Below are 22,275 nucleotides of genomic sequence, written 5' to 3'. Positions count from 1 at the left end.
GGAACGAAAAGCCGCCCAACGTGTTCCCTGCCCTATGCAGTCAAAGCCCGCCAGAAACACGGCTCCGCGCCGCCTCAAGCTCCTGACCTACAATGTCCATAGCTGTATCGGCACCGACCGGCGGCTTGACCCGGCGCGTGTCGCCGACGTGATCGCCATGCTGCAGCCCGATATCATCGGCCTGCAGGAGCTGGATGTCGGCAGGCGCCGCACTGGCGGCATCGACCAGGCGCATATGATCGCCGAAATCCTCAAGATGCGGCATCATTTTCACGCGGCACTCGATGTCGAGGAAGAACGGTATGGCGACGCGATCCTGACCTCGCTGCCGGCCGAACTGGTCAGGGCCGGACCGCTTCCCTCGGTCGGCGAACAGCGCGGCGCGCTGTGGATCGAAGTGGAGGTGGAGGACAGGCGCCTGCAGGTGTTCAACACCCATCTGGGCCTCAGGCGCATCGACCGCATGAAACAGGCCGAAATGCTTCTCGGCCCTGAATGGCTGGGCAATCAGCGTTGCACTGAAGGCCCCGTCGTTCTGCTCGGGGATTTCAATTCCATCCTGGCAAGCCGCCCCTACAAGCGGCTGGCCGGAGCGCTGACGGATATCAGGCGGCAGGTGAGCGCGGATCTGCCCGCAACCTACCCGTCACGTTTCCCGCTGCTGCGGCTGGACCACATCTTCGTTTCGCAGGATATCGCCACGATCGGCGCGGAGGTCATCTCCACGCCCCTGACGAGACTGGCATCCGACCATCTGCCGCTGCTGGCGACAATCGAGATCTGAATTCGAAATCGCCGCCAAAAAGCTATGAGGGCCATTCCTCATACGGCCAATCGCGTGCGGTATGGATGACGCGAAGGATGACGACGCTTTCACGGCCTGCAATGGACCTGATCTCATAGGCAATGACATAGGGCAGTCGGTCGAGAGACTTTATACGTACCGGCAACGCGCCCCGGCCGGCCTGTCAGGACGTCGCCAAGCCGTTGTCCCGCCTTTTCGATCGCATCAACCACGTTTTCGGCAGCATCAAGGCTGTCGCTTGCGATGTATCGCAGAACCGCGAGAGCATCGCGATATGCCTCCGCTGACCAGACGACCGGCCTCATTCCTCTGTGGTTTTATTGCGCCGTGCCTCATTCACGATCGCGCGCATATTTGCCATCGCCTGATCGTGCGGAATTATACGACCGGCCTCCGCATCTGCTCTGCCGCGTTTGATACCGTCGATGATCTCGAGCTCTCGGTCGACATAGGCGGCGACTGCTTCGCCCGCAAGAAACGATTTGCTGCGCTGCGTATCGGCCGCGATCTTGTCGAGCTTTTCCTTCACTTCGGGTCTAACCCGGATTGTCATGGTCGTGCTGCCCGGCAATGCCGACCTCCCGTGCTGAACTGTAAACAGGTTAACACAACGGCCGGCGCGAGGCGAGTTTTAACATCAATGCAGCAATCGCTGGAGACGTCGGGCTTCCTTCAGCAGATGGGCAACCGTCCGGTCGTCGATCGGTTCCTGCGTATCGGGCTCGATACGGATGACACGGACGGAATGGGTATCGGCTTCCGCCATATGCCGGAACACCTGCTGCAGGATGACCGCCTCCAGACCGTCGTCGAGAATGACCACGTCCTTGCCCGCATGAATATGATCGTGGCCCTCGTCATCGCCGAGATACATGAAATGTTGCCGGGCAAGTTCGGCGATCTGTCGCTGGCGCTCGTTGTTGAGATAACCGGGCGGCACATGGAATTTGCGCGCCAGGGTTTCGTCCACGGTAAAATGCGGCGTATCGAGATCGAGCACCGAACCGATCAGCTGTCCGGAACGACCCGGCGCAACGATGCGGCCGACAAGCAGGAGATCAAGCTGACAGCCGAGCCTTCGAACCGCCTCGAAAGCAAGGCCGACGCTCTGCGGCGACAAGGCCACCACGACCGTGTCTCCCAAGGCCAGCCCTGACAGATGGTCGGCGAGATTTTTTCCGCTGTCGGGATGGGCGGATGAATGCATTTCGCTCTGCATGACAAATCCTCCTCCTTGGCTGAAACATGCCAGCCAGGACGGAAAGCGGCGGAGAGCGGATTGGTTCCGTGCCGCGCGCTAACGTCTCGAAAGCACCACCAGATAACGCGCAAGCGAGGAGCCCGGATTGGAAAAGGCGCAATCGGCCGGATTGCCGAGCAGAAGACAGTCGCCCGGTTTCAGATGATGTTCCGTGCCACCTTCGGAAAAATCGAGCCGGCCCTCGATGACCCATATCTGCTGCTGCTGGAAGGCGAAGGCCGCCGCCGGATAAGGGATCCGCACACCGGCGGGAAGGCTGACCTCGATCAGTTCCGCCGCCGCCCCCGCAGGCGAGACGGCACGCCTTACATAGCCGGTTTCCGGATCCGTCCATACCGCCTGGGTTTCCGCGACGCTCAGTCTTTCGCTGGCACCTTCGGCTGCTGCGATCAGTGCCGAAAGCGGCAGGCCGAAGGCGCCGGAAAGGCGGCCGAGAACCGTTGCGGTCGGGCTTGCCTCCTTGCGCTCGATCTTGCTGATCATCGCCTTGGAGACACCCGATCGCTCGGCAAGCTCGGCAAGCGACCACTTTCTGGCCTCCCGCTCAACCCGGAGCGTCATGGCTATCGCATCGGCGGGATCACGCTCCATCGGCTTCTCTCCTTGCAATCGTCAAGTCTCTTATAGTAGACAAAGAGACCATATAGGAGACGGAACGGCTCCGCAACGAGAGGATGACGGCATGCGCCACGCGACGGGACGCGAAATCCGCTTCAACGCCTTCGACATGAATTGCGTCGGCCATATCCAGCAGGGCCTGTGGACACATCCGCGTGACCAGTCGCATCGTTATGCGCAACTCTCCTATTGGATGGAGTATGCGCGCAGGCTGGAGGCCGGCCTGTTCGATGGCATTTTTCTCGCCGATGTCGTCGGCGTCAACGATGTTTATGGCGGCAATGCCGATGCAGCGCTGAAACATGCGGTCCAGGTTCCGGTCAACGATCCGATGCTGCTGGTGCCGGCCATGGCGGCTGTGACGAAACATCTCTCTTTCGGCGTGACCGCCAATCTCACCTACGAGCCGCCGTTTCTGTTTGCCCGCCGCATGTCGACGCTCGATCACCTGACCGGCGGGCGGATCGGCTGGAACATCGTCACCGGTTATCTTGACAGCGCGGCCAAGGCGATTGGGCTCGCCCAGCAGGCAGCCCATGACGACCGCTATGATCTGGCCGACGAATATATGCAGATCATGTATGGCCTGTGGGAAGGCAGCTGGCAGGACGATGCCGTCATTCTCGACCGGGCAAACGGCATCTATGCCGATGCGAAAAAGGTACGGAAACTCCAGCACAGCGGCAAACAATACAATATCGACGCAATGCATCTATGCGAACCCTCGTCGCAACGCACGCCGGTGCTGTATCAGGCCGGCTCCTCCACCCGTGGCCGGGAATTTGCCGCCGCCCACGCCGAATGCGTCTTCGTCAACGGCCAGACGATGGAGGGCGTGCGGGCGATCGTCGACGATATCGGCGCCCGCGCAGTAGAGGCCGGCCGTTTTCCCGACGACATCAAGATCTTCATGGGCGCAACGATCATCACCGGCCGCAGTGACAGGGAAGCGCAGGAAAAGTTCGAGGACTATCGCCGTCATGCGAGTTCCGAAGGCGCGCTTGTGCACGCCGCTGCCTCGCTCGGCATCGATTTTGCCAGTTACGATCTCGACGAACCGATCCAGACGGGAAAAAGCGCCGCGATCGTCTCCAATGTCGAGGCGATGACCCGCTCGGCCGGACCGAAATGGACCAAGCGCAAACTGCTCGAACAGATGGTGCTCGGCAGCCGCCAGCCACCAATGGTCGGTTCCGCCGAACGGATCGCCGATGCGCTGGCCAACTGGGTGAACGAGGTTGGCATCGACGGTTTCAACCTGTCGCGCACCGTCGTGCCGGAATGTTTCGATGACATTATCGAACTGGTCATCCCCATTCTGCAGGAGCGAGGCCTCTACAAGACATGTTATCAGGAGGGCACGTTGAGGGAGAAGCTGTTCGGCGAGCCCCGCCTGCCGGGACGGCATGTGGGAGCGCGGGCAAGGCAAACGGCCTGAGGAGGCACGCATGACGGCACCGCACCGTGGCAGCCGTTGGGCGATGCTGGCGACCATCAGCCTTGCCGTCGTGCTGTCCTTCTCCACCTGGTTTTCAGCGACCGCGATCGCGCCTGAACTGCGGCTGGCATGGTCGCTGTCTGAAGAGCAGGCCGCCTGGCTGACCAATGGCGTGCAGGCAGGTTTCGTCATCGGCGCGCTCGCGGCCAGCCTGTTCAACCTGCCCGATCTGATCCGCATGAACCGCCTGATGGGCTGTTGCGCGGCGCTGGCAGCTTTTGCCAATGCCGCATTGCTGCTCGACCCCGGCCCGACCGGCGCTCTTGTGCTGCGCATGCTGACCGGCCTTGCACTTGCCGGCGTCTACCCGCCGGCGCTGAAACTGGTGGCCACATGGTTCGTCAAGGGTCGCGGCATGGCGCTTGCCGCGGTCATCGGCGCGATCACCGCCGGCTCGTCGCTGCCGCATCTCGTGCGCAGCCTGACAGTCGGCGTCGACTGGCGGATCGTCATCATCACCTCGAGTGTTGCAAGCCTCGCCGCTGCCATCGTCTTTCTTGTCGGCACGCGCGAGGGACCGGACGCCTTCGGCAAGGCCGTGTTCGATCCGCACCAGATCCCGCTCGTGCTGCGTGACCGAAATCTGCTGCTGGTCAATGTCGGTTATTTCGGCCACATGTGGGAACTCTATGCCATGTGGGCATGGCTGCTCGCCTACCTGACAGCGGCTTATCAGGCGGGCGCCGCCGGCCTTTCGGGCAGCGCCTCGCTGCTGACCTTCGCAGCCGTTGCCTCCGGCACGTTCGGTTGTTTCCTCGGTGGTTATCTCTCCGACAGATACGGCCGCACCGCAACGACGGCGGGCATGATGATCGTGTCGGCCATCTGCGCGCTTTCGATCGGCTTTGTCTTCGACGGGCCGTTCTGGCTGCTGGTGCTGGTGGTAATCGTCTGGGGCATCTCCATCATCGGCGATTCCGCCCAGTTTTCCGCAGCCGTCACCGAACTGGCCGACCACCGTTATGTCGGTACCGCCCTGTCGCTGCAGATGGGCATCGGTTTTGCGCTCACCATCGCCATGATCTGGCTGATGCCGAAACTGGCAGACCTTTTCGGTGGCTGGCAATGGACGTTTTCGGTTCTCGCAATCGGTCCGGTGATCGGTGCTGGCGCGATGCTGATCCTGCGGCGCCGGCCGGAAGCCTTGCGCCTGGCGAACGGCCGCCGGTAGATCTCGGCCTGTACGGCAATTATTCAATCGTATAATAACATGCGAACGGACTCGGCCGGATAGGAGCGGATACCCCCAATGACGCCAGCACGCCGCACCTATACCCGTGCCAGCGAGGCCGAGCGCCGCGAGGACCTGATCGTGGCGACGCTGGACTGTATCGCCGAAAGCGGCATCCAGGGCGCCACCGTGCGCCAGATCGCCAACCGCGCCGGTGTCACGGCAGGACTTATCCGCCACTATTTCACCGGCAAGGACCAGATGCTGGAAGCGGCCTACCGGGCCGTGATGAACGGCATGACCGAAATCGCCATTGCCGCCTCTGCAGAGGGCGGAACCGCCCGCGACCGGCTGAGCCGTTTCATCGTCGCCAATGTCACGCCGCCTGTCACCGACAGCCGTACACTGTCGCTCTGGGCGGCGTTTATCAGCCATATCCAGACCGATCAGACTTTCGCCGCCATTCATCGGGAAAACTACCTCGCCTTCCTCGGTGCGCTGGAACGGCTGCTGACCGATTTCTTCGGGGAACGGGGAGTAACGCTCGCGCCGAAGGACTGCCGCAGTTTTGCGATTTCGCTGAATGCGCTGATCGACGGGTTGTGGCTGGAAGGCACGCTGGCCGCCGACCTGTTTGTCGACAACGAACTGGCCGAAAGCGCCCTTGCCTCCGTCGAGGCACTGCTCAGACTGAAGCCGGGCGAACTGGCTTCGCAACGATAACAAAAGGACTGCCTACATGCGTTATGCCTCGATCACCGATCGTCTCGCCCATCTCGGCTCCGGCCGCTGGGCGCTGCACACGACCGCCCGGCGGATGAAGGCAGAGGGCGAAGCGATCATCGAACTGACGATCGGCGAACCCGACGTCGCCCCCGACAAGGCGCTGCTGGATGAGGCATCGCGTGCCATGTATGCCGGCCGCACCCGTTATTCCAACGGCCGCGGCGAAGCCCCGGTGCTGAAGGCGCTGGTGGAGAAATACTCGAAGCGCCGTTCCGGCATCTCGGAGAAGAACTTTCTCTGCTTCCCCGGCACCCAGACAGCACTTTACGGCGTCATGACCGGTCTCGTCGAAGCAGGCGACGGCGTGCTGGTCGGCGATCCGCTTTATGCGACCTATGAAGGTGTTATCGCCTCGACCGGCGCCCACATGATCCCGGTGCCGCTCAGGCCGGAAAAGAAGTTTCACCTGCAGGCCGAGGATCTGGCGCGTGCCATCACCCCGGAAGCCCGTGTCCTGCTTTTGAACACCCCACATAACCCGACCGGCGCCGTGCTGACGAAAGCCGAGATCGCCGCCATCGGCGAGATCTGCCGCAGGCACGATCTCTGGATCATCTGTGACGAGGTTTACGAACAGCTGATCTTCAAGGGCACCGATTTCGCCTCCCCCTTCGACGTGCCGGAACTGGCCGAGCGCACCATTGCCGTTTCCTCGATCTCGAAATCCCACGCAGCACCTGGTTTCCGTTCCGGCTGGGCCGCCGGGCCGGAAGAGTTTTGTGAACGGCTTCTGCCGGTGTCCGAGACCATGCTGTTCGGCGTCCAGCCCTTCATCGCCGACATGACGGCCAAGGCGCTCTCTGAACATTTCGACACCGCCGACGTGATGCGCGAAAACTATGCCCGCCGCGCCGCGATCGTCGAAAACGCCTTTGCCGGCAGCAATCTGGTAAAGCCGATGCCGCCGGAAGGTGGCATGTTCATCCTGCTCGACGTCGCCGCGACCGGTCTTAACGGTGAGGAGTTTGCCTGGGAACTGCTGAAGCAGGAAAAGGTGGCGGTCATGCCCGGCACCTCCTTCGGTGATCAGGCCGCCAATTTCCTGCGTATTTCACTGACCGTGCCGGAAGACGTGCTGGAAACCGCGATGCACCGGGTCGGCGACCTCGCCGGCCGCATCGTCTCGCAGGCGAAGGAAGCACCGCTGCATATTCGATAGGCCCCGAAGGGAGATGGCATGAAGACCGTTGGCGAGACGCTGATCGATCTGCTTGAGGTGAATGGTGTTGATGTGGTCTTCGGCATTCCCGGCGTCCATACGGTCGAACTCTATCGAGGGCTTAGCCGTTCGAAGATCCGCCACATCACTCCGCGCCATGAACAGGGCGCGGGCTTCATGGCCGATGGTTATGCCCGCGTCAGCGGCAAGCCGGGCGTCTGCCTCGTCATCACCGGGCCGGGCCTCACCAACATCATCACCCCGATGGCGCAGGCCTATCAGGATAGTGTGCCGATGCTGGTGATTTCCGGCGTCAACGCCCGCGCCACGCTCGGCCATGGCCGGGGGAGACTGCACGAACTGCCCGACCAGCGCGGCATGATGGCAACGCTCGCTCTGATGAGCCACACCCTGCATGACCCGGACGATCTCGCCGACGTCATGGAACGCGCCTTCGCGATCCTCCGCTCCGGTCGGCCGGGGCCGGTGCATATCGAGATCCCGACCGATGTGATGGCACTGCCGGTCAGAACACCGCGACTGCACACGATCCGGCCGACCAGACCGCGCGCCGATGCGGCAACGATCTCGCAAGCCGCCGCCCGTTGCTTGTCGGCCCAAAAATCGGTCATCCTCGTCGGCGGCGGCGCTGTGGATGCCGCCGCTGACATTCAGGCTCTGGCCGAACGGCTGGATGCGCCGCTGGTGACGACGACCAATGCCCGCGGCGCCTTTGCCAATCATCCGCTCTCAGTGCCGGCAAGCCCCAGCCTTCAATCTGTGCGCGATCTGGTGGCCGATGCCGATCTTGTGCTGGCCTTCGGCACCCAGATGGCCCAGACGGATTACGACATGTATGTCGATAACCGCTTTCCCGATATCGCCCATCTGATCCGCGTCGATATCGATGCCGCACAGCTGGCGCGTGGACCGCTGGCAGCGTTGTCGGTCCTGTCATCTGCCGATTACGCCGCAGCCGATCTTCTGGCCGCGATCGGCACAGGCAACAGACAACAGGCGGACGGTGCCCAACGGGCCGATCACGCGCGCAAGGCGTCGCTTGCCGAACTGACGCCAAAAATCCGCGCCGAGATCGCCGTGCTCGACATCATCCGCGACACGCTGCCGGGAGCGATCATCGTCGGCGACAGTACCCAGGCGGTTTATGCCGGCAATCTCTATTATGAGGCTGGCCGGCCGCATGGCTGGTTTAATGCCGCAACCGGTTACGGCGCGCTGGGCTATGGCCCGCCGGCGGCGATCGGCGCCGCGATCGCCGATCCCCAGGCGCCTGTCATCTGCCTCACCGGTGACGGCGGTTTCCAGTTCACCCTGGCGGAAATCGGCGCGGCAAGGGATGCCGGCACGCAGGTGATCTTCCTCGTCTGGAACAATGACGGGTATCAGGAAATCGAGAACTACATGCTGGAAAGCGGCATCACCCCGGAAGGCGTGAAACCGACACCGCCGGATTTCCTGAAGATCGCCGAGGCCTTCGGCCTGCCCGCAATGCGCCTTTCCGATATCACCGAACTGCCGGCGGCCCTGATGGAGTTCCGCAGGCTGGAAGGCCCGTCGCTGATCGAAATCCATCAGACGAAAACGGCCGGAGCTACCGCCTGACACGACGCCCTATCGACCGCATCGCTCTCACCGCCGTTTGATTGGCAAGACCGCTGCGCCACTGATAATCAGGAATTGGAGGCGCGTTCGACGCCCAGGGAGAAAGAAGCATGAAGCGCGACATTTTCCGAAAGACCAGCCTTTCCCTCGCAATCGGCGCGGCCGTGATGCTGGCAGGCGTCCAGGGCGCCACGGCCGCCGACAAGCTCCGCATCAGCGGCACGATCGACAACATCATGGGCGATGATTTCAACATCAAGACTGCCGATGGCAAGAAGATCATGGTGATGATGAAGCCGGACGTGAAAGTCGCCGGCATCAGGAATGCGACCGTGTCCGACATCAAGCCCGGTGATTTCATCGGCGTCGGATCGCAACCGACGGCAAGCGGTATCAACGGCGCGGTCCAGGTGGTGATCTTTCCGGCCTCGATGAAGGGAACCGGCGAAGGCGACCGCTCATGGAGTGTCAGGCCGAACGGTTCGATGACGAATGCGACGGTTGCAGAGGCAGTCCAGGACGTAAACGGCCCGCTGCTGACGCTCGCCTATAATGGCGGTCAGCGGAAGGTCAATATTCCGGCCGGCACCACCATCCTGGCAATAGCTTCCGCCACCAAGGACGACCTGAAAACCGGCGCGGGCGTTACCGTGCAGGGCGAGGCCAGCGGCAGCACCATGGTGTCTGCGGACAACATCCGCGTCGGCCTCGATGGCGCCATCCCGCCCAAGTGAACGACGTCCCGAACAGTCGGCTCGATGCTTCAGGCCAAAATCCGGCCTGATATCAGGCGATATCGCCCGCATCGGCGACATGTTCGTCACGCTCGACAATGTTGGCAACACCCTGCGCCTTGCGTGCCCTGTTGATCTCGATACTGGCAAGGCTTGGCTGTTTCTTAAAGGCGCCCTCGCCTGTGCCGCAACTGCTGGCGACATTCGACTGGCTGATTGCGAAGCGTGCGGCCTCCGTCGATGTGGTCTCGCGGGTCATTCTGTCCTCCCATGGTTCCAGGTTACAACTTGGGACACCGGCAAGGGGTTCCGTCGACGACAGGGCCATGCCGTCGGCCTCGTCGGCCGCTGCCTAAACGCAGGCTCCGGGCAAACGGCGAAAACTCGCGGTCACAATCCTTCCACGATCCGGATATCCCGCTCCACCCCACCGGCCAGCAAGGCCATGGCCTCCTGATAGGCCGGACTGTCATGCGCCGCCTGCGCCTGTTCGACACTGTCGAATTCGATCAGCACCGTACGCTCATGAAGCCCTGCTTCGTAAACCAGCGCCGGCAGGCCGCGCGCCAGGATCCGGCCGCCACCGGCCAGGATTGCCGGCCCGCTCAGCCTGGCATAGGCGGCAAGCGCCTCGGGATTGGTGACGGAACGATAGGTGGCAACCCAGTAAGCCTTGGCCATTTTTGCTTTCCTCGTTTTCAATGAGAACAGCCTAAACGAAGAGAACAGTCAATAACGGCAGGCTTGGTGAAACATTCTCAAAGAAGGCATCGGAGAAACGTGCGCTCGTAGCTGAGAAATGGCGGATTGTCGCGATAAAGGGCATTCGCGGCAATGCCATCGGGGTCCCTGGCAACTTCTTCGCGATATCTGAGATAGGCGGCATCGTCGACAAAGCTGAACAGGGCAACGGCAATATCGCCCTCTCCATCAGTTCCAACACCTTTGAAACTGACGGCAGCGCCGGCGGGGGTTTCCCGCGACAGATAATAACCGTGATGGGTTCCGCCATGCCGCGCGATCAGCATGGTCCAGGTCTCGGCATAGCGCCTGAAATCCTCGATTGCGTCCGGATCGATCCGGTACCGAACCTCGCAGGTTAGCCCACCACTTGACCTTGCCATCGTCAGCCCTTCAGCCTTTCGTTCTCATCCTCCGCCGCCGGCTCCCAGCCGAACACGCTCCTTCCGCCCCATTCATGCGAATGGCGGAATTCCCCCGCGATGATCTCCTTGAAATCCGGGCCGGTGACATAGCGTTCGAGCTGGCGGGCCTGGTCGTCGAGCCTGTGCAGCGCCTGCAGCTCTTCCTCGCGCCCGAGCCTTGCCTTGCTCACGGCCGATTTCATCACCCGGATCGTCTCGTCATAGACCTTGAGCGGCACCGGAAACGGATGCCGGTCCTTGCCGCCATGGGCAAGCGAGAAGCGGGCCGGATCGGAAAACCGGCACGGCGCGCCATGCACGACCTCGGCCACCATCGCAAGCGCCGAGACGGTGCGGGCGCCGACACCCGGCGTCATCAAAAGGTCCTCGAAATCCTTCGGCCCACGGTCGGCGGCGGCCGCCAGCGTGCCGTGCAGGCGGCGCATGTTGACATCCGCCTCGCGGACATCGTGATGATCCGGCATGATCAGATGCGGCAGCATCGGCTGGGCTGAAACCTTCCTCACCCGCGACGGATCGATGGCGATCACCTCGCGCACGATCCTGTCCGGCCCCAGAGACGCCAGAAGATCGAGCTGGCCGCTGCGCGAGGCGCCCGCACGGTGGTCGGCAAGATTGACGATCTCGCCCTGCCCACGCCCCTCGATCGCAGCATGCGGTGAATCGAGAAAGCTTTTCAGCCCCTCCGAATGCCAGTGATAACGCCGCGCCTGCCGGCGAACGTCGTTCATGCCCTGTTGCACCACCACCCATTTGCCGTCGTCGGTGACGATGAACCCGTGCAGATAGAGATCAAACCCGTCCTGCACGGCCGCGCTGTCGACCTTGGCGACCAGCTTGCTGGTCTGTGCGAGTGCCGATCCGTCGATGCCGACGCGGTTGCCGATGGCGATCAGCTCCTCTGGCGTCTGCCGCGAGTTTTTCCCGCGACCGCCGCAGACATGAATGCCGAGCTCGCCCGACATCGGGGTGAGCCCGCGCTTCAACGCACCGATGACGCTGGTGGTGATGCCCGACGAATGCCAGTCCATGCCCATCACCGCACCAAAAGACTGGAACCAGAACGGGTGCGCCAGCCGGGCAAGCAGTTCGTCGCGGCCGTAATGGATGACGATTGCCTCGGTGATCACCGCGCCGAGCCGTGTCATGCGCTCGCCGAGCCACCGGGGAACCCGGCCGCCATGAAGCGGAAGATCGGCGCTGCCTGAACGTTGAGCCATGGCCTTGTCTTATAAGACCGTGACGCCCGTCAGGACAGGGAAAAGTTCGCCAAACGTTCCGTAATCCGCCCGATCGTCGCGACATCGGCATTGGCGAAGGCAAAACGCAGGTAGCTCTGCTGGCCCTCGCCGAAATAGACGCCCGGAATGCAAGTAATGCCGGCTTGTCTGGCAAGTTTTTCGGCGATCTCCGCCGAACCGACACCTTCGAAAGGATGGCGAACGAAGGCGAAATAGGCGCCGATCGCATCGAGCTTCCAGTCCGGCAACTGCTGCATGACGGCTTTAAGCGCCTCGGCGCGACGGCCGATCTCCTGACGGTTTTCCTCGCGCCATGCGGTGAGCAAAGGCAGGGCGGCAGCGACCGCACCCTGTGCGGCGCGCGGCGCGCAGATCTGCAGATTGTCCATGATCTTGGCGATCTGGCCGATCGCCTCTTCGCTGGCGGCGATCGCGCCGAGACGGTGGCCTGGAATGCAGAAGGATTTCGAAAAGCTGTAGAGGCTGATCAGCGTCTCTTCCCAGCCCGCAAGGGTAAACAGGCGATGCGGTGTCTGCCCGGCTTCCGGAAGGAAGTCGCGATAGGTCTCGTCGAGGATCAGCCAGATACCCTTGTCCTGACAGAGCCTGAAGATCGCTTCCAGCAATGCCGGCGGATAGATCGCGCCGGTCGGATTGTTGGGCGAAACCAGTGCCAGCGCCTTCACCTCGGCGGTGATGGCCGCCTCGATCGCCGACAGTTCCGGCAGGAAACCGTCTTCGGCCTTGCAGGGCACGAAGGCGGTCTTGATGCCCATCATCGCCAGCGTGGTTTCATGGTTGAAATAGAAGGGCTCGGTCATCAGCACCGTATTGCCGGGGCCGGCGACCGTCATGGCGGCGCAGACGAAGGCCTGGTTGCAGCCGGATGTGATATGGGTATTGGCCGCCGAAAGCGGTGCATCATAGACCTCGGCGATATGCGCGCCATAAGCCTCGCGCAACACCGCATCACCCTCGATCGGACCGTAACCGGTATAAGCGGTCGACGACGCCGTCTCGCCGAGCAGGCGCAGCATGTCGGGATGCGCCGGATAACCGGGCACCGCCTGCGACAGGTCGATCAGCGGACCCTGGCTGCCGTCATAGGCACGCCCCCAGGCGGCAACGGAGGGAACGGGAGGAAGCGAAAGATTGCCGACGAGTGGATTGAAGCGGGATTTGGAGGCGGGCATGATGTTCCGGGCGGATTTTGAAAGACGGGCGATTGATTTGCCACTCTTGTTGATCAGATTATCGCAAGACGCAAGAATAACCGACCGGAGACCCGCTTATGACCGAAGACACCCAAGCCCGGCAGCCGGATTCCAAACTCACCGTCACCAAACGCAAATGGGCCGACGAGGGGAAATTCCTCACCGGCCGCCATGCGCGGCCCGAAACGGACAGGCTGCCACCCGGCCAGCATCTGGTGAAGAACTGGCCGGTTCTCGATCTCGGCGAGCAACCGAGTGTCGCGACCGCGGATTGGCGGCTCGATATCTACGGGCTGATCGATAGCCCGAAAAGTTTCGACTGGGCGGCCTTCCAGGCCCTGCCGCAGACCGAAACGCTGTCCGACATCCATTGCGTGACGACATGGTCGCGTTACGACAACAACTGGAAGGGCGTGGCGACCCGCGACTTCCTCGATGCCGTCAATCCGAGAGACGAGGCAGTCGCGGTGATGCTGACCAGTTACGACGGCTACACCACCAACCTTCTTCTTTCCGATTTCGCCGCACCCGACGCCATCATCGTGACGGATTGGGAAGGCCGGCCACTTTCGGAGGAACATGGCGGGCCGGTGCGCCTCGTCGTGCCGCATCTCTATTTCTGGAAAAGCGCCAAATGGCTGAAACGCATCGACTTCGTCGCCATGGACCATGCCGGTTTCTGGGAGAAAAACGGCTACCACATGCGTGGCGACCCGTGGAACGAGGAGCGGTATTCGGACGATTGAAGGGACGCGGCCGTAGATCACGCGGCCCCCTCACCCCGCCTCCGCTACGCTCGGCGCCCCCTCTCCCCGTAGACGGGGAGAGGGGTAACGGAAACGCTGATACACCCGTCCTTCTCCCCGCTTGCGGGGAGAAGGTGCCGGCAGGCGGATGAGGGGCAAGCCTCCCGCACCTTTTAAATCAGCTTTTCCAGCGTGATCGGCAGGTCTCGCACACGCTTGCCGGTGGCGTGGAACACCGCATTGGCGATTGCCGGGGCGACCCCGACGATGCCGACTTCGCCGACACCCTTGCCGCCAAGCGCCGACGCCTCGTAATCCGGCACGCCGACCGAAATCACCTGCAGATCGGGAATGTCGGAATTGGTCGGCACGAGATAGTCCCCGACATTGTTGTTGATCGTGCGGGCATTGCGCGGATCGACGAGACCTTCCTCGAGCAGCGCCTGGCCGATGCCCATGATGATGCCGCCGCGCCACTGGCTTTCCACCATCTTCGGATTATAGAGCCGGCCGCAATCGAAGGCCGACACCATGCGCGAAACACGCACCGTGCCGAAATCCTCGTCCACCCTCACCTCGGCGAAATGGGCGCACCAGGAATGCATCGAATAATCGCCCATGGTCGGCCCCTGGACACGCCCCATGCTGGTCCAGGCATTGGCATGGTCGGTGGGGCTCTGCGCGTCATCCGGCAGCGTATTGCGGGTGACTTCCAGTTCGTCACGCCCGATCGCCGCCAGCAGGTCCGGCAGCGACATGGACGGGCCATCGCCGCTTTCCACCGAAATCCGGCCATCGCGGATAACCAGCGTATTGGCGCCGGTCTGCCGCAGCGGCGAGTTCGGGTCGTTGAGCGCAAGCCCGATCAGTTCCTCACGCGCGGCATTGGCCGTCTTGTGCACGGCCCCGGTGATCGAACCGGCGAGCATCGAGCCGCCGGCAATCGCCGATCCCGGCAGGCGGCTGTCGCCGAGCACCACATCCACCTGATCGATCGGCATGCCAAGCGCCTCTGCCGCCGTCTGGGCAAGGATCGTATAGGTTCCCTGCCCCATGTCGATCGCCCCCGAGACAACCTCGACCCGGCCGTTCTTCAGCACCCGGATCATCGCCGAACTCGGCGCGCGCAGAACCGGGAAAGTGCCGCAGCCGATGCCCCAGCCGATCAGCGTGCGGCCGTCGCGCATCGAGCGCGGCGTGTGGCTGCGTTTTGACCAGCCGAAGGCCTGCGCTCCCTCGGTCAGCGCCTCGCGCAACCGCCGCGTCGACCATGGCTTGCCCGACTGGTAGTCGTGATCGGCATAGTTTTTCAGCCGCAATTCCAGCGGATCCATGTTGAGCTTGTAGGCCAGCTCCTCGATGGCGCTTTCGAGCCCATAGGCGCTCGGGTTTTTGCCTGGACCGCGCAGTGCGCCGGGCGTGACCGAATTGACCGGCACGACGCGGGTCTGGGAGGAAAAATTCTCGACCTTGTAAAGGATCGGCGTCGCCGCCCCGGTCTGTTCGGGATAATCCATATAGGTCGAGGTCTCGCTCGCTCCACGATGAACGATCGCCTGCAGCACGCCGTCTTGCGTCGCACCGAGCGAGATGGTCTGGCGTGTCGCCGCCCGGCCGCCATAGCTGGTGAAATTCTGCGGCCGGGTGACGGCAAGCTTGACCGCGCGCCCGAGCTTTCTGGCGGCGGCAACCGCCACCGCACCATAGGGCAGCGCCACGCCCTTCGATCCGAAACCGCCGCCGATGAACGGCGAAACGATCCGCACGTCTTCGAGCGGAATGCCGAACCATTCGGCATAATTTCGCGCCATGCCATGCGTCCACTGGCTCGGCTCCCAGACGGTCAGCTTGTCACCGTCCCAACGGGCTGCCAGACCATGCGGCTCCATCGCCACATGATATTCGCGTGGGCTGCGATATTCGGCGTCGATCCTCACCGGTGATGCTGCAAGCGCCTTTTCCGCATCGCCCCACTCGACGGTCATTGCGTCGAGACGTTTGCCTTCACCGGCTTTCGGATCGTCAAGATCGGCAACCGCCGGCGTCTCCTCATAGGTGATCCGGATGAGCTTGGCCGCCTCATTCGCCTGTTCGCGGCTTTCCGCAACGACAGCGACGATCGTCTCGCCGTTAAAGCGAACCATTTTCGGCAGCGGGTGGAAGGGCTGGTTCTCCGGTCGGTTTCCATACCAGTCAGACGCCGTCATCAGGCCCAGATCGTCTTCCGGCGTCAGCACCAGCAAGATACCGGGTGCGGCAAGCGCCTGGGCCGTGTCGACCGACAGGACACGGCCGCTGGCGATCGTGCTCTGGATCAGCACCGCATGGGCGACGTTCTCGATCGGATATTCCAGCGCATAGGTCGCCGCGCCGGTGATCTTCAATTCGCCTTCGAAACGCGACAGGCGTCCGCCGACGATACCATCAGCGGCACTACCGTGTTTTCTCGGTTCCATAATGGTCATGCCGGATCTCCCGCCATCTTGAGGGCAATTGTCTGGATGGCACGGGCGACAACGCGCGGCGCCAGTTCGATCTTGTAGTGGTTGCCACCGCCGGATGGCGCCGGCTGTGCAACCGCACCCTCGATCGCAAGCCGCGCGGCAGAGGCGATGGCATCATCGGTCAGCGCCTTGCCGATCAGTGCCTGTTCTACCGCACGCGCACGCCAGGGCTTGGTCGCCACACCGCCAAGCGCGACGCGAAGATCCTTCACCGTCCGGCCATCGGCTTCGAATTCAAGCCCGACCGCGGCACTTGCCGCTGCAAACTCATAGGACTGGCGGTCACGAACCTTGAGATAGGTCGAGTTCTTTGCCGCCGGCGAAACCGGGATGAATATTCCGGTAATCATCTCGCCGGGCGCAAGGACCGTCTCCCTGTCCGGTGTGTCGCCGGGTGCCAGGAAAAACGCCTCGACCGGCATGCTGCGCGACCCGGTCTCGGAGGAAAGCTCGACCGTGGCGTCGAAGGCGACAAGGGCGATGGCGAGGTCACCGGGATAGGTGGCAATACAGGCATCGCTTGTGCCTAGCACTGCATGATTGCGGGTGACGCCGCCGATCGCCGAACATCCGGATCCGGCTTCGCGCTTGTTGCAGTCCGGGAACGTCGCAGGATCCCGGAAATAAGGACATCGCGTCCGCTGCATCAGGTTGCCGCCGATCGTCGCCATGTTGCGAAGCTGGGCGGAGGCAGCGAGCGACAGGGACTGCGACACGGCCGGAAACACGGCAAGGATCGACGGATGATCGGCAACCGCGCTCATCCTGGCAAGCGCCCCGACCCTCGCTGCCGCCTGATCGACCTCGATCCCGTCGAGACCGGACAGATGGCTGATGTCGATCAGATGATCCGGTTCGGCGACGCCGCATTTGGCCAGATCGAGAAGCGTCGTGCCGCCCGCAAGGATCATCGCGCCTGCGTCAAGCAATGCCCGACGGGCATTTTCGGCGGATGTGGCTCGGATGTAGGAAAAATCTCGCATCAGGCTGCCTCCGCCTTGTGTCCGGCGGCGAAACGCGCCGCCTCACGCACCGCCGCAACGATGCTGTTATAGGCCCCGCAGCGACAGAGATTGCCGGACATGTATTCGCGGATTTCGGTATCGGATCCGGCATGGCCTTCGCGGATACAGGCGACCGCCGACATGATCTGGCCCGGCGTGCAATAACCGCACTGGAAGGCATCATGTTCAAGAAAGGCCGCCTGCACCGCATGCAGGGTCCCGTCATCGGACGCCAGCCCTTCGATCGTGGTGACCTGACGGCCTTCGACCTGGGCCGCCAGGGTAAGACAGGAAAGCACCCGCTCGCCGTCGACATGACAGGTGCAGGCACCGCACTGGCCCTGATCGCAGCCCTTTTTGGTTCCGGTGAGTTCCAGATGGTCCCGCAGGGCATCGAGAAGCGTGATCCGCGGCTCGATATCGAGCTCATGCCTTTGCCCGTTGATGTCGAGACTGACGTTAATCGTTCGTGTCATGATAACCTCCTGCTACCATTGCGAGAAAATTTACGTTTTACGAGTTGATCAATTCGTCGAGAGCTCTATTTGTTAAGCTCTTTCAGCCCATGCCCACGTTTTCGGCATGACATTCACCCTACTTCTGGTTTAAAAAGTAGAGAGACCTCACGAACGGAGGCGCCTCCGTTTAAACTAGTGACTTGATGGCTTTCGTCAAGTCCGTAATTTCAGTGGAGCAGGATTTGACCTCGGCCGCGCCGGAAAATGCCGATCTGACATCGCCGAAGCTGAGGGCCGACGCACGCCGCAATCGTGACAAGCTGATCGAGGTTGCAGCCCAGGCTTTCGCCGATAATGGTGTCGAGACGTCGCTTGAGGATATCGCCCGCAAGGCCGGCGTCGGCATCGGCACGCTTTACCGGCATTTTCCGACCCGCGAACATCTGGTCGAGATCGTTTACCGGCGCGAATTGCAGAACCTTGCGGATGCCGCAGACGAACTCGCCCTCACATCGGCGACGGCGGATGAGGCTCTCGAACAGTGGATGTTCCGCTTCGTCAACTACATGGCGACCAAGCGCGGCATGGCAAGCAGCCTCAAGATCATCGCCAGTTCCAAGTCCGATATGTTCGCCGAAGGCTTCGGCCGCATCCGCGACTCGTTCGGCAAGCTCCTGACGGCCGCGAGCGACCAGCATCTGATCCGCACCGATATCTGTCAGATGGATCTGATGCACGCCCTGTCGAGCATCTACTCGATCCCCGATACGCCGGAATGGCGCGAACGGGCGAACCGCCTGATCGGCCTGTTGATGGACGGCCTGCGCGTCATACGCTGAGCATCGAAACTCACAATGCAAGAACGGCCCGGAAGACCGGGCCGTTTTTCGTTGTCATTCGGCGGCAACTTCCTTGTAGTCCCGATAGTAGGACAGGTAGTTGCCACGCAATCTCTCGGGCGCACCCGGATCGGCATATTTGTGCAGCTCGGCAAGATTGGTCTTGTTGAGGATGACGCCGATCGTCTTCGCGGCGATCTGCGGTTCAGACTGCAGCACGCTCTGCACCGCCTTGGCCGGCGTCGCGCCCCATTCGGTAACGAACACGAAACCGTCCGCATAGGGTTCGAAAGCCTTCGCGTCGATCACCGGGATCAGCGGCGCAAGGTCGACGACGATGACGTCGAAGGTTTCCTTGATGCTTTCGAGGAACTGGCTCATGCCCGTCGAGGCAAGAAGCTCGCTCGTATGGGTCACCTGGCGGCCGCGTGTCGTCATCGGCAGGATTGTCAGTCGCGAGCGGCGATCGACGCGCGCAACGCTCGTCCACGACGTCTTGTTGAGGATGACGTCGACAAGACCGACTTCCGGCTCGCTCGCCAGCATTTTCGACAGGCCGGGATTGCGAAGGTCGGCGTCGATGACCAGCGTCCGCGCACCGCTTGAGGCGATCAGGCCGGCAAGATTGGCTGCAACCGTCGACTTGCCCTCGCCCGGCAGGCAGGAAACAACCCCGATGACCGAGCATTTCTTGCCCTGCAGGACGATATCGCAGGCAAGCTTGGTATTGCGCAGCGTCTCGGCAAATTGCGACCGCGGCGCCTCGACGGCAACCCGCATCATCCGACGGAACGAGATCGGATCACCGGGCGGAAGATTTGTCGTGTCGATCGGTTCCGGTGCCGCATTTTTCGGCGGCTCGTCACGGGCGGGACCGGCGATCCGCGGCAGATAACCGAGGAAGCGCATGCCGAGCTTCTGCTGAACATCGTCGCCAGTGCGGAAGAAACGCTCGCGCAGTTCCAAGACGGCTGCAACGGCGCAGCCTACCAGCAGGCCGAGCACGACCGACAACGCCATCGTCAGCGTCTTGCGAGGGCTGGACGGAGAGATCGGAACGCCAGCCTCGGAAATCACCCGCGCCTTGGCAATCGGCAGCGACTGCAGCTGCGACGCCTGCTCGAAACGCTGCAGGTAGGATTCGTAGAGCGTGCGAAGTGCCGCAGCCTTCTGCTCCAGTTCCTGCAGTTGCACCATGTTGACATTGGCATCGGCATTGTTGCCGGCAACCTTGTGAATATTGTCCTTCAGCGATTGTTCCCGCGACTGAGCGACGTCGACGTCGTTCTTGAAGCCGCCGGTAAGCTGCTGCAGCTCGCGGAAGATCTGCTGGGCGAGATCCTGCTTTTCCGCCTTGAGTGCAATCGCCTGCGGATGGTCGGCACCGAATTGCTGGATGACGGCCTGTTCGCGATCGTTGATGCCGATATAGCGCTTGCGCAGATCCTGCATCAGCGTGTTGTCGGTATCTCGGTTGGAGACGACGGCATTCTGCACTGCCGCATCCGCACCCTTTTCGATGATCGCCCTGTACTGGTTGTAGCGCGCCGCAGCGGTTGCCGCATCGGCCTGCGCCACGATCAGCTGAGTGTTGAGGTCGGAAAGCTGCTGGGTGGAAAGCAGCTCGCCGCGCGGCGAAACGAGGCCTTTTTCGCGCTTGTACTGTTCAACGGCAAGAGAGGCCTGCTGGGCACGGGTATTGAGGTCGTTGAGGCGTTCCTGCAGCCACACGCTTGCCCGTTCGGTCGCGTCGAAATTGGCGTTGAGCTGTTCCGTCAGATAGGATTCGGCGTAGGTCTTGGTGATCTTCGTCGACAAAAGCGGGTCGGGCGACTTGATCGACAGTGACACAACCGAACTGCGGCCGATACGGTCGACCGTCAGCGCCTGCTGGATCACCGCTGCGGCCTTTTCCCGGCGACCGGCGGCGATCTGTTCTTCCGTCGGTTCCGGCTTGCCGGACGATACCAGGGAGGTGACCCCCTTCAATGCGATCTTGAGGTAATCGACCGGCGACTTCGGCGGATCGACGATCAGATCGTTATCGGCAAGTTTTGCCTTGTCGACGACACTGAGCGCCAGTTCCTTCGACTTCAGGATCTCCACCGCGCTCGACATCTGGTTGTCGAGCATCTGGGCGCTCTGGGGATCGGCCTGATCCTCCGCATAACGCGACAGGTTGTCATCCATCAGGATGTTCGTCATCGCCGTATACATCGGCTGCGCAAACACCAGATAGATGCCTGCAAGTACCACCATAACCGCGACGCAAACACCGATCACTCCCATTCGGCGCATGGCTGCGGACCACAGCTTATCGAGATCGATGAACGTGTCGTGGTCTTTCTGTTCGTTCTGAAAGATCGTCATCGGTCGGAAGTTTGCCTGATCCATGTTTTCGTCCGCTTAGGGAAAAATGTCGGAGAAAGGCAGATGTTCCGCCGTTCTCCATCTCATTCGGGCCTTGGCGACGTCGTGCACGAAAGACGCGCACGCGGGAGAGGCCGGCCCCTTATGGTCTGCGCAGCCTGGGCTTAGGCCGCGCGCACCTTCGTCTCATGCGAATCCAGCAGTTCCTTGATCGTCACGGCAAGCTCGCCGCTCATATCCGAACGCATCATGGCGAAGGCGACGTTTGCCTCGATGAAGCCGCGCTTCGAACCGCAGTCGAATGTCCGGCCCTGATAAGGATGAGCATGGAACGGCTGCATCTTCAACAGTTTCTGCATGCTGTCGGTCAGCTGGATCTCGTTGCCGGCGCCACGCTCCTGGCTTTCGAGAAGCTCGAAGATCTGTGGCTGCAGAATATAGCGGCCATTGAGGTAATAGTTCGACGGCGCGTCAGCAGGCTTCGGCTTTTCCACCATGCCGGTGACCTGGAAGCCGTGGCGTACGTCCTGGCCGATGGCAACGACGCCATAGCTCGACGTTTCTTCCGGTGCGCACTGCTCGACGGCGAAAACATTGCCGCCGACTTCCTCGTAGAGGTCCACCAGGCCGGACATGCAGCCGCGCGTGCCGTAGGAAACCATGTCGGGCAGAAGCAATGCGAACGGCTCGTCGCCGACCAGTTCACGGGCGCACCAGACCGCGTGGCCGAGGCCGAGCGGCACTTGCTGGCGGGTATAGCTGACGGTGCCCGCAAGCGGCAGCATCTTTTCGAGCTGCGTCACCTGCACGGTCTTGCCGGCACGCGTCAGGCTGGCAATCAGCTCCGGATTGCTGTCGAAATAGTCTTCGATGGCGGTCTTGTTGCGGCTGGTGACGAAAATGATGTTCTCGATGCCCGCCTGCATGGCTTCGTCGACGGCATATTGCACGACCGGACGATCGACGATCGTCAGCATTTCCTTCGGCATAGCCTTCGTCGCGGGCAGGAACCGGGTCCCGTTGCCTGCAACGGGGATCACGGCTTTGCGAACTGGTCTCTTCAAGTCCATTCCTTCGT

The 22,275-nt window shown here is 62.1% G+C and carries 22 protein-coding genes and 1 pseudogene; 9 read left to right on the top strand and 14 right to left on the bottom strand.

The annotated features are described in order from the left end of the window. Positions 1-34: 34 nt before the first annotated feature. Positions 35-784 (top strand): endonuclease/exonuclease/phosphatase family protein, encoded by a 750-nt coding sequence (locus tag AC2GXZ_RS01015; RefSeq protein ID WP_483757267.1) that lies wholly within the window; start codon positions 35-37, stop codon positions 782-784. A 22-nt stretch (positions 785-806) separates the two neighbouring features. Here AC2GXZ_RS01015 and AC2GXZ_RS01010 read toward each other — a convergent pair. From AC2GXZ_RS01010 to AC2GXZ_RS00995, 4 genes and pseudogenes are all read right to left on the bottom strand, one after another. Continuing rightward, a pseudogene (locus AC2GXZ_RS01010) lies at positions 807-1,110 on the bottom strand (type II toxin-antitoxin system RelE/ParE family toxin). Next, a complete protein-coding gene (locus tag AC2GXZ_RS01005; protein WP_483757266.1) occupies positions 1,107-1,376 on the bottom strand; it encodes a CopG family ribbon-helix-helix protein in 270 nt (89 codons plus the stop codon). Before AC2GXZ_RS01005 ends, AC2GXZ_RS01010 begins: the two are co-directional and overlap by 4 nt. A gap of 66 nt (positions 1,377-1,442) precedes the next feature. Further along, positions 1,443-2,024, bottom strand: coding sequence for a hypothetical protein (locus tag AC2GXZ_RS01000; RefSeq protein ID WP_483757265.1), 582 nt, complete (start codon positions 2,022-2,024; stop codon positions 1,443-1,445). 78 nt (positions 2,025-2,102) lie between these two features. Further along, positions 2,103-2,657: a helix-turn-helix domain-containing protein gene (locus AC2GXZ_RS00995; protein WP_483757264.1), complete on the bottom strand. Its 555-nt coding sequence runs from the start codon at positions 2,655-2,657 to the stop codon at positions 2,103-2,105. Positions 2,658-2,748: 91 nt separating this feature from the next. On the opposite strand from AC2GXZ_RS00995, the gene AC2GXZ_RS00990 reads away from it, so the two are divergent. The 6 genes from AC2GXZ_RS00990 (at position 2,749) to AC2GXZ_RS00965 (ending at position 9,655) form a co-directional block, all read left to right on the top strand. Then, positions 2,749-4,122 carry an LLM class flavin-dependent oxidoreductase gene (locus tag AC2GXZ_RS00990; RefSeq protein WP_483757263.1) on the top strand — a complete coding sequence of 458 codons (1,374 nt, stop codon included), beginning with the start codon at positions 2,749-2,751 and terminating at the stop codon, positions 4,120-4,122. A gap of 10 nt (positions 4,123-4,132) precedes the next feature. Beyond that, a complete protein-coding gene (locus AC2GXZ_RS00985; RefSeq protein WP_483757262.1) occupies positions 4,133-5,353 on the top strand; it encodes an MFS transporter in 1,221 nt (406 codons plus the stop codon). A 78-nt stretch (positions 5,354-5,431) separates the two neighbouring features. Continuing rightward, positions 5,432-6,076, top strand: a complete 645-nt coding sequence (locus AC2GXZ_RS00980; RefSeq protein ID WP_483757261.1) for a TetR family transcriptional regulator C-terminal domain-containing protein — start codon at positions 5,432-5,434, stop codon at positions 6,074-6,076. A 16-nt stretch (positions 6,077-6,092) separates the two neighbouring features. Then, positions 6,093-7,298: a pyridoxal phosphate-dependent aminotransferase gene (locus AC2GXZ_RS00975; protein WP_483757260.1), complete on the top strand. Its 1,206-nt coding sequence runs from the start codon at positions 6,093-6,095 to the stop codon at positions 7,296-7,298. Positions 7,299-7,316: 18 nt separating this feature from the next. After that, positions 7,317-8,921 carry a 5-guanidino-2-oxopentanoate decarboxylase gene (locus AC2GXZ_RS00970; protein ID WP_483757259.1) on the top strand — a complete coding sequence of 535 codons (1,605 nt, stop codon included), beginning with the start codon at positions 7,317-7,319 and terminating at the stop codon, positions 8,919-8,921. A 110-nt stretch (positions 8,922-9,031) separates the two neighbouring features. Continuing rightward, entirely contained in the window at positions 9,032-9,655 is a 624-nt protein-coding gene (locus tag AC2GXZ_RS00965; RefSeq protein ID WP_483757258.1) for a hypothetical protein, read from the top strand. 52 nt (positions 9,656-9,707) lie between these two features. Here the strand turns inward: AC2GXZ_RS00965 and AC2GXZ_RS00960 are convergent, their stop codons facing one another. The 5 genes from AC2GXZ_RS00960 to AC2GXZ_RS00940 all read right to left on the bottom strand — a co-directional run bounded on the left by AC2GXZ_RS00960 (position 9,708) and on the right by AC2GXZ_RS00940 (position 13,255). Continuing rightward, positions 9,708-9,914 (bottom strand): hypothetical protein, encoded by a 207-nt coding sequence (locus tag AC2GXZ_RS00960; protein ID WP_483757257.1) that lies wholly within the window; start codon positions 9,912-9,914, stop codon positions 9,708-9,710. Positions 9,915-10,045: 131 nt separating this feature from the next. Beyond that, positions 10,046-10,336, bottom strand: a complete 291-nt coding sequence (locus AC2GXZ_RS00955) for a DUF1330 domain-containing protein (protein ID WP_483757256.1) — start codon at positions 10,334-10,336, stop codon at positions 10,046-10,048. A 77-nt stretch (positions 10,337-10,413) separates the two neighbouring features. Beyond that, positions 10,414-10,779, bottom strand: coding sequence for an NIPSNAP family protein (locus AC2GXZ_RS00950; RefSeq protein WP_483757255.1), 366 nt, complete (start codon positions 10,777-10,779; stop codon positions 10,414-10,416). Positions 10,780-10,781: 2 nt separating this feature from the next. Further along, positions 10,782-12,041 (bottom strand): DUF763 domain-containing protein, encoded by a 1,260-nt coding sequence (locus AC2GXZ_RS00945; RefSeq protein ID WP_483757254.1) that lies wholly within the window; start codon positions 12,039-12,041, stop codon positions 10,782-10,784. 29 nt (positions 12,042-12,070) lie between these two features. Further along, positions 12,071-13,255, bottom strand: coding sequence for an aminotransferase (locus AC2GXZ_RS00940; RefSeq protein WP_483757253.1), 1,185 nt, complete (start codon positions 13,253-13,255; stop codon positions 12,071-12,073). A gap of 98 nt (positions 13,256-13,353) precedes the next feature. On the opposite strand from AC2GXZ_RS00940, the gene AC2GXZ_RS00935 reads away from it, so the two are divergent. Then, positions 13,354-14,022, top strand: coding sequence for a sulfite oxidase-like oxidoreductase (locus AC2GXZ_RS00935; RefSeq protein ID WP_483757252.1), 669 nt, complete (start codon positions 13,354-13,356; stop codon positions 14,020-14,022). A 173-nt stretch (positions 14,023-14,195) separates the two neighbouring features. On the opposite strand, the gene AC2GXZ_RS00930 is transcribed toward AC2GXZ_RS00935, so the two are convergent. The 3 genes from AC2GXZ_RS00930 to AC2GXZ_RS00920 are packed head-to-tail and all read right to left on the bottom strand — an operon-like array spanning position 14,196 to position 18,006. Continuing rightward, complete coding sequence (locus AC2GXZ_RS00930) at positions 14,196-16,487, bottom strand: xanthine dehydrogenase family protein molybdopterin-binding subunit (protein WP_483757251.1); 2,292 nt, start codon at positions 16,485-16,487, stop codon at positions 14,196-14,198. Beyond that, positions 16,484-17,509 carry an FAD binding domain-containing protein gene (locus AC2GXZ_RS00925; protein WP_483757250.1) on the bottom strand — a complete coding sequence of 342 codons (1,026 nt, stop codon included), beginning with the start codon at positions 17,507-17,509 and terminating at the stop codon, positions 16,484-16,486. The genes AC2GXZ_RS00930 and AC2GXZ_RS00925 overlap by 4 nt, the downstream gene beginning before the upstream one ends. After that, a complete protein-coding gene (locus AC2GXZ_RS00920; RefSeq protein WP_483757249.1) occupies positions 17,509-18,006 on the bottom strand; it encodes a (2Fe-2S)-binding protein in 498 nt (165 codons plus the stop codon). Before AC2GXZ_RS00920 ends, AC2GXZ_RS00925 begins: the two co-directional genes overlap by 1 nt. Before the next feature lie 224 nt (positions 18,007-18,230). Here AC2GXZ_RS00920 and AC2GXZ_RS00915 point away from each other — a divergent pair, with 224 nt between their 5' ends. After that, the gene (locus AC2GXZ_RS00915) at positions 18,231-18,827 is read left to right on the top strand and encodes a TetR/AcrR family transcriptional regulator (protein WP_483757248.1); all 597 of its coding nucleotides are present in this window, start codon (positions 18,231-18,233) and stop codon (positions 18,825-18,827) included. Between the two features lie 54 nt (positions 18,828-18,881). Here the strand turns inward: AC2GXZ_RS00915 and AC2GXZ_RS00910 are convergent, their stop codons facing one another. Together AC2GXZ_RS00910 and AC2GXZ_RS00905 are read right to left on the bottom strand one after the other, a co-directional pair. Next, the gene (locus AC2GXZ_RS00910; RefSeq protein ID WP_483757247.1) at positions 18,882-21,221 is read right to left on the bottom strand and encodes a polysaccharide biosynthesis tyrosine autokinase; all 2,340 of its coding nucleotides are present in this window, start codon (positions 21,219-21,221) and stop codon (positions 18,882-18,884) included. 140 nt (positions 21,222-21,361) lie between these two features. Beyond that, positions 21,362-22,267, bottom strand: a complete 906-nt coding sequence (locus tag AC2GXZ_RS00905) for a UTP--glucose-1-phosphate uridylyltransferase (RefSeq protein WP_483757246.1) — start codon at positions 22,265-22,267, stop codon at positions 21,362-21,364. Positions 22,268-22,275: the final 8 nt, after the last annotated feature.

The organism is Aliirhizobium sp. YIM B11859 (genome assembly GCF_057163345.1).
This window is presented reverse-complemented; position numbering and strand designations above follow the sequence as displayed.

Coding starts and splice junctions, on each gene's coding strand:
- AC2GXZ_RS01015 (WP_483757267.1), top strand. CDS start 35: ATGCAGTCAAAGCCCGCCAGAAACACGGCTCCGCGCCGCCTCAAGCTC.
- AC2GXZ_RS01000 (WP_483757265.1), bottom strand. CDS start 2,024: ATGCAGAGCGAAATGCATTCATCCGCCCATCCCGACAGCGGAAAAAAT.
- AC2GXZ_RS00995 (WP_483757264.1), bottom strand. CDS start 2,657: ATGGAGCGTGATCCCGCCGATGCGATAGCCATGACGCTCCGGGTTGAG.
- AC2GXZ_RS00990 (WP_483757263.1), top strand. CDS start 2,749: ATGCGCCACGCGACGGGACGCGAAATCCGCTTCAACGCCTTCGACATG.
- AC2GXZ_RS00985 (WP_483757262.1), top strand. CDS start 4,133: ATGACGGCACCGCACCGTGGCAGCCGTTGGGCGATGCTGGCGACCATC.
- AC2GXZ_RS00980 (WP_483757261.1), top strand. CDS start 5,432: ATGACGCCAGCACGCCGCACCTATACCCGTGCCAGCGAGGCCGAGCGC.
- AC2GXZ_RS00975 (WP_483757260.1), top strand. CDS start 6,093: ATGCGTTATGCCTCGATCACCGATCGTCTCGCCCATCTCGGCTCCGGC.
- AC2GXZ_RS00970 (WP_483757259.1), top strand. CDS start 7,317: ATGAAGACCGTTGGCGAGACGCTGATCGATCTGCTTGAGGTGAATGGT.
- AC2GXZ_RS00965 (WP_483757258.1), top strand. CDS start 9,032: ATGAAGCGCGACATTTTCCGAAAGACCAGCCTTTCCCTCGCAATCGGC.
- AC2GXZ_RS00960 (WP_483757257.1), bottom strand. CDS start 9,914: ATGACCCGCGAGACCACATCGACGGAGGCCGCACGCTTCGCAATCAGC.
- AC2GXZ_RS00955 (WP_483757256.1), bottom strand. CDS start 10,336: ATGGCCAAGGCTTACTGGGTTGCCACCTATCGTTCCGTCACCAATCCC.
- AC2GXZ_RS00950 (WP_483757255.1), bottom strand. CDS start 10,779: ATGGCAAGGTCAAGTGGTGGGCTAACCTGCGAGGTTCGGTACCGGATC.
- AC2GXZ_RS00945 (WP_483757254.1), bottom strand. CDS start 12,041: ATGGCTCAACGTTCAGGCAGCGCCGATCTTCCGCTTCATGGCGGCCGG.
- AC2GXZ_RS00940 (WP_483757253.1), bottom strand. CDS start 13,255: ATGCCCGCCTCCAAATCCCGCTTCAATCCACTCGTCGGCAATCTTTCG.
- AC2GXZ_RS00935 (WP_483757252.1), top strand. CDS start 13,354: ATGACCGAAGACACCCAAGCCCGGCAGCCGGATTCCAAACTCACCGTC.
- AC2GXZ_RS00930 (WP_483757251.1), bottom strand. CDS start 16,487: ATGACCATTATGGAACCGAGAAAACACGGTAGTGCCGCTGATGGTATC.
- AC2GXZ_RS00925 (WP_483757250.1), bottom strand. CDS start 17,509: ATGCGAGATTTTTCCTACATCCGAGCCACATCCGCCGAAAATGCCCGT.
- AC2GXZ_RS00920 (WP_483757249.1), bottom strand. CDS start 18,006: ATGACACGAACGATTAACGTCAGTCTCGACATCAACGGGCAAAGGCAT.
- AC2GXZ_RS00910 (WP_483757247.1), bottom strand. CDS start 21,221: ATGGATCAGGCAAACTTCCGACCGATGACGATCTTTCAGAACGAACAG.
- AC2GXZ_RS00905 (WP_483757246.1), bottom strand. CDS start 22,267: ATGGACTTGAAGAGACCAGTTCGCAAAGCCGTGATCCCCGTTGCAGGC.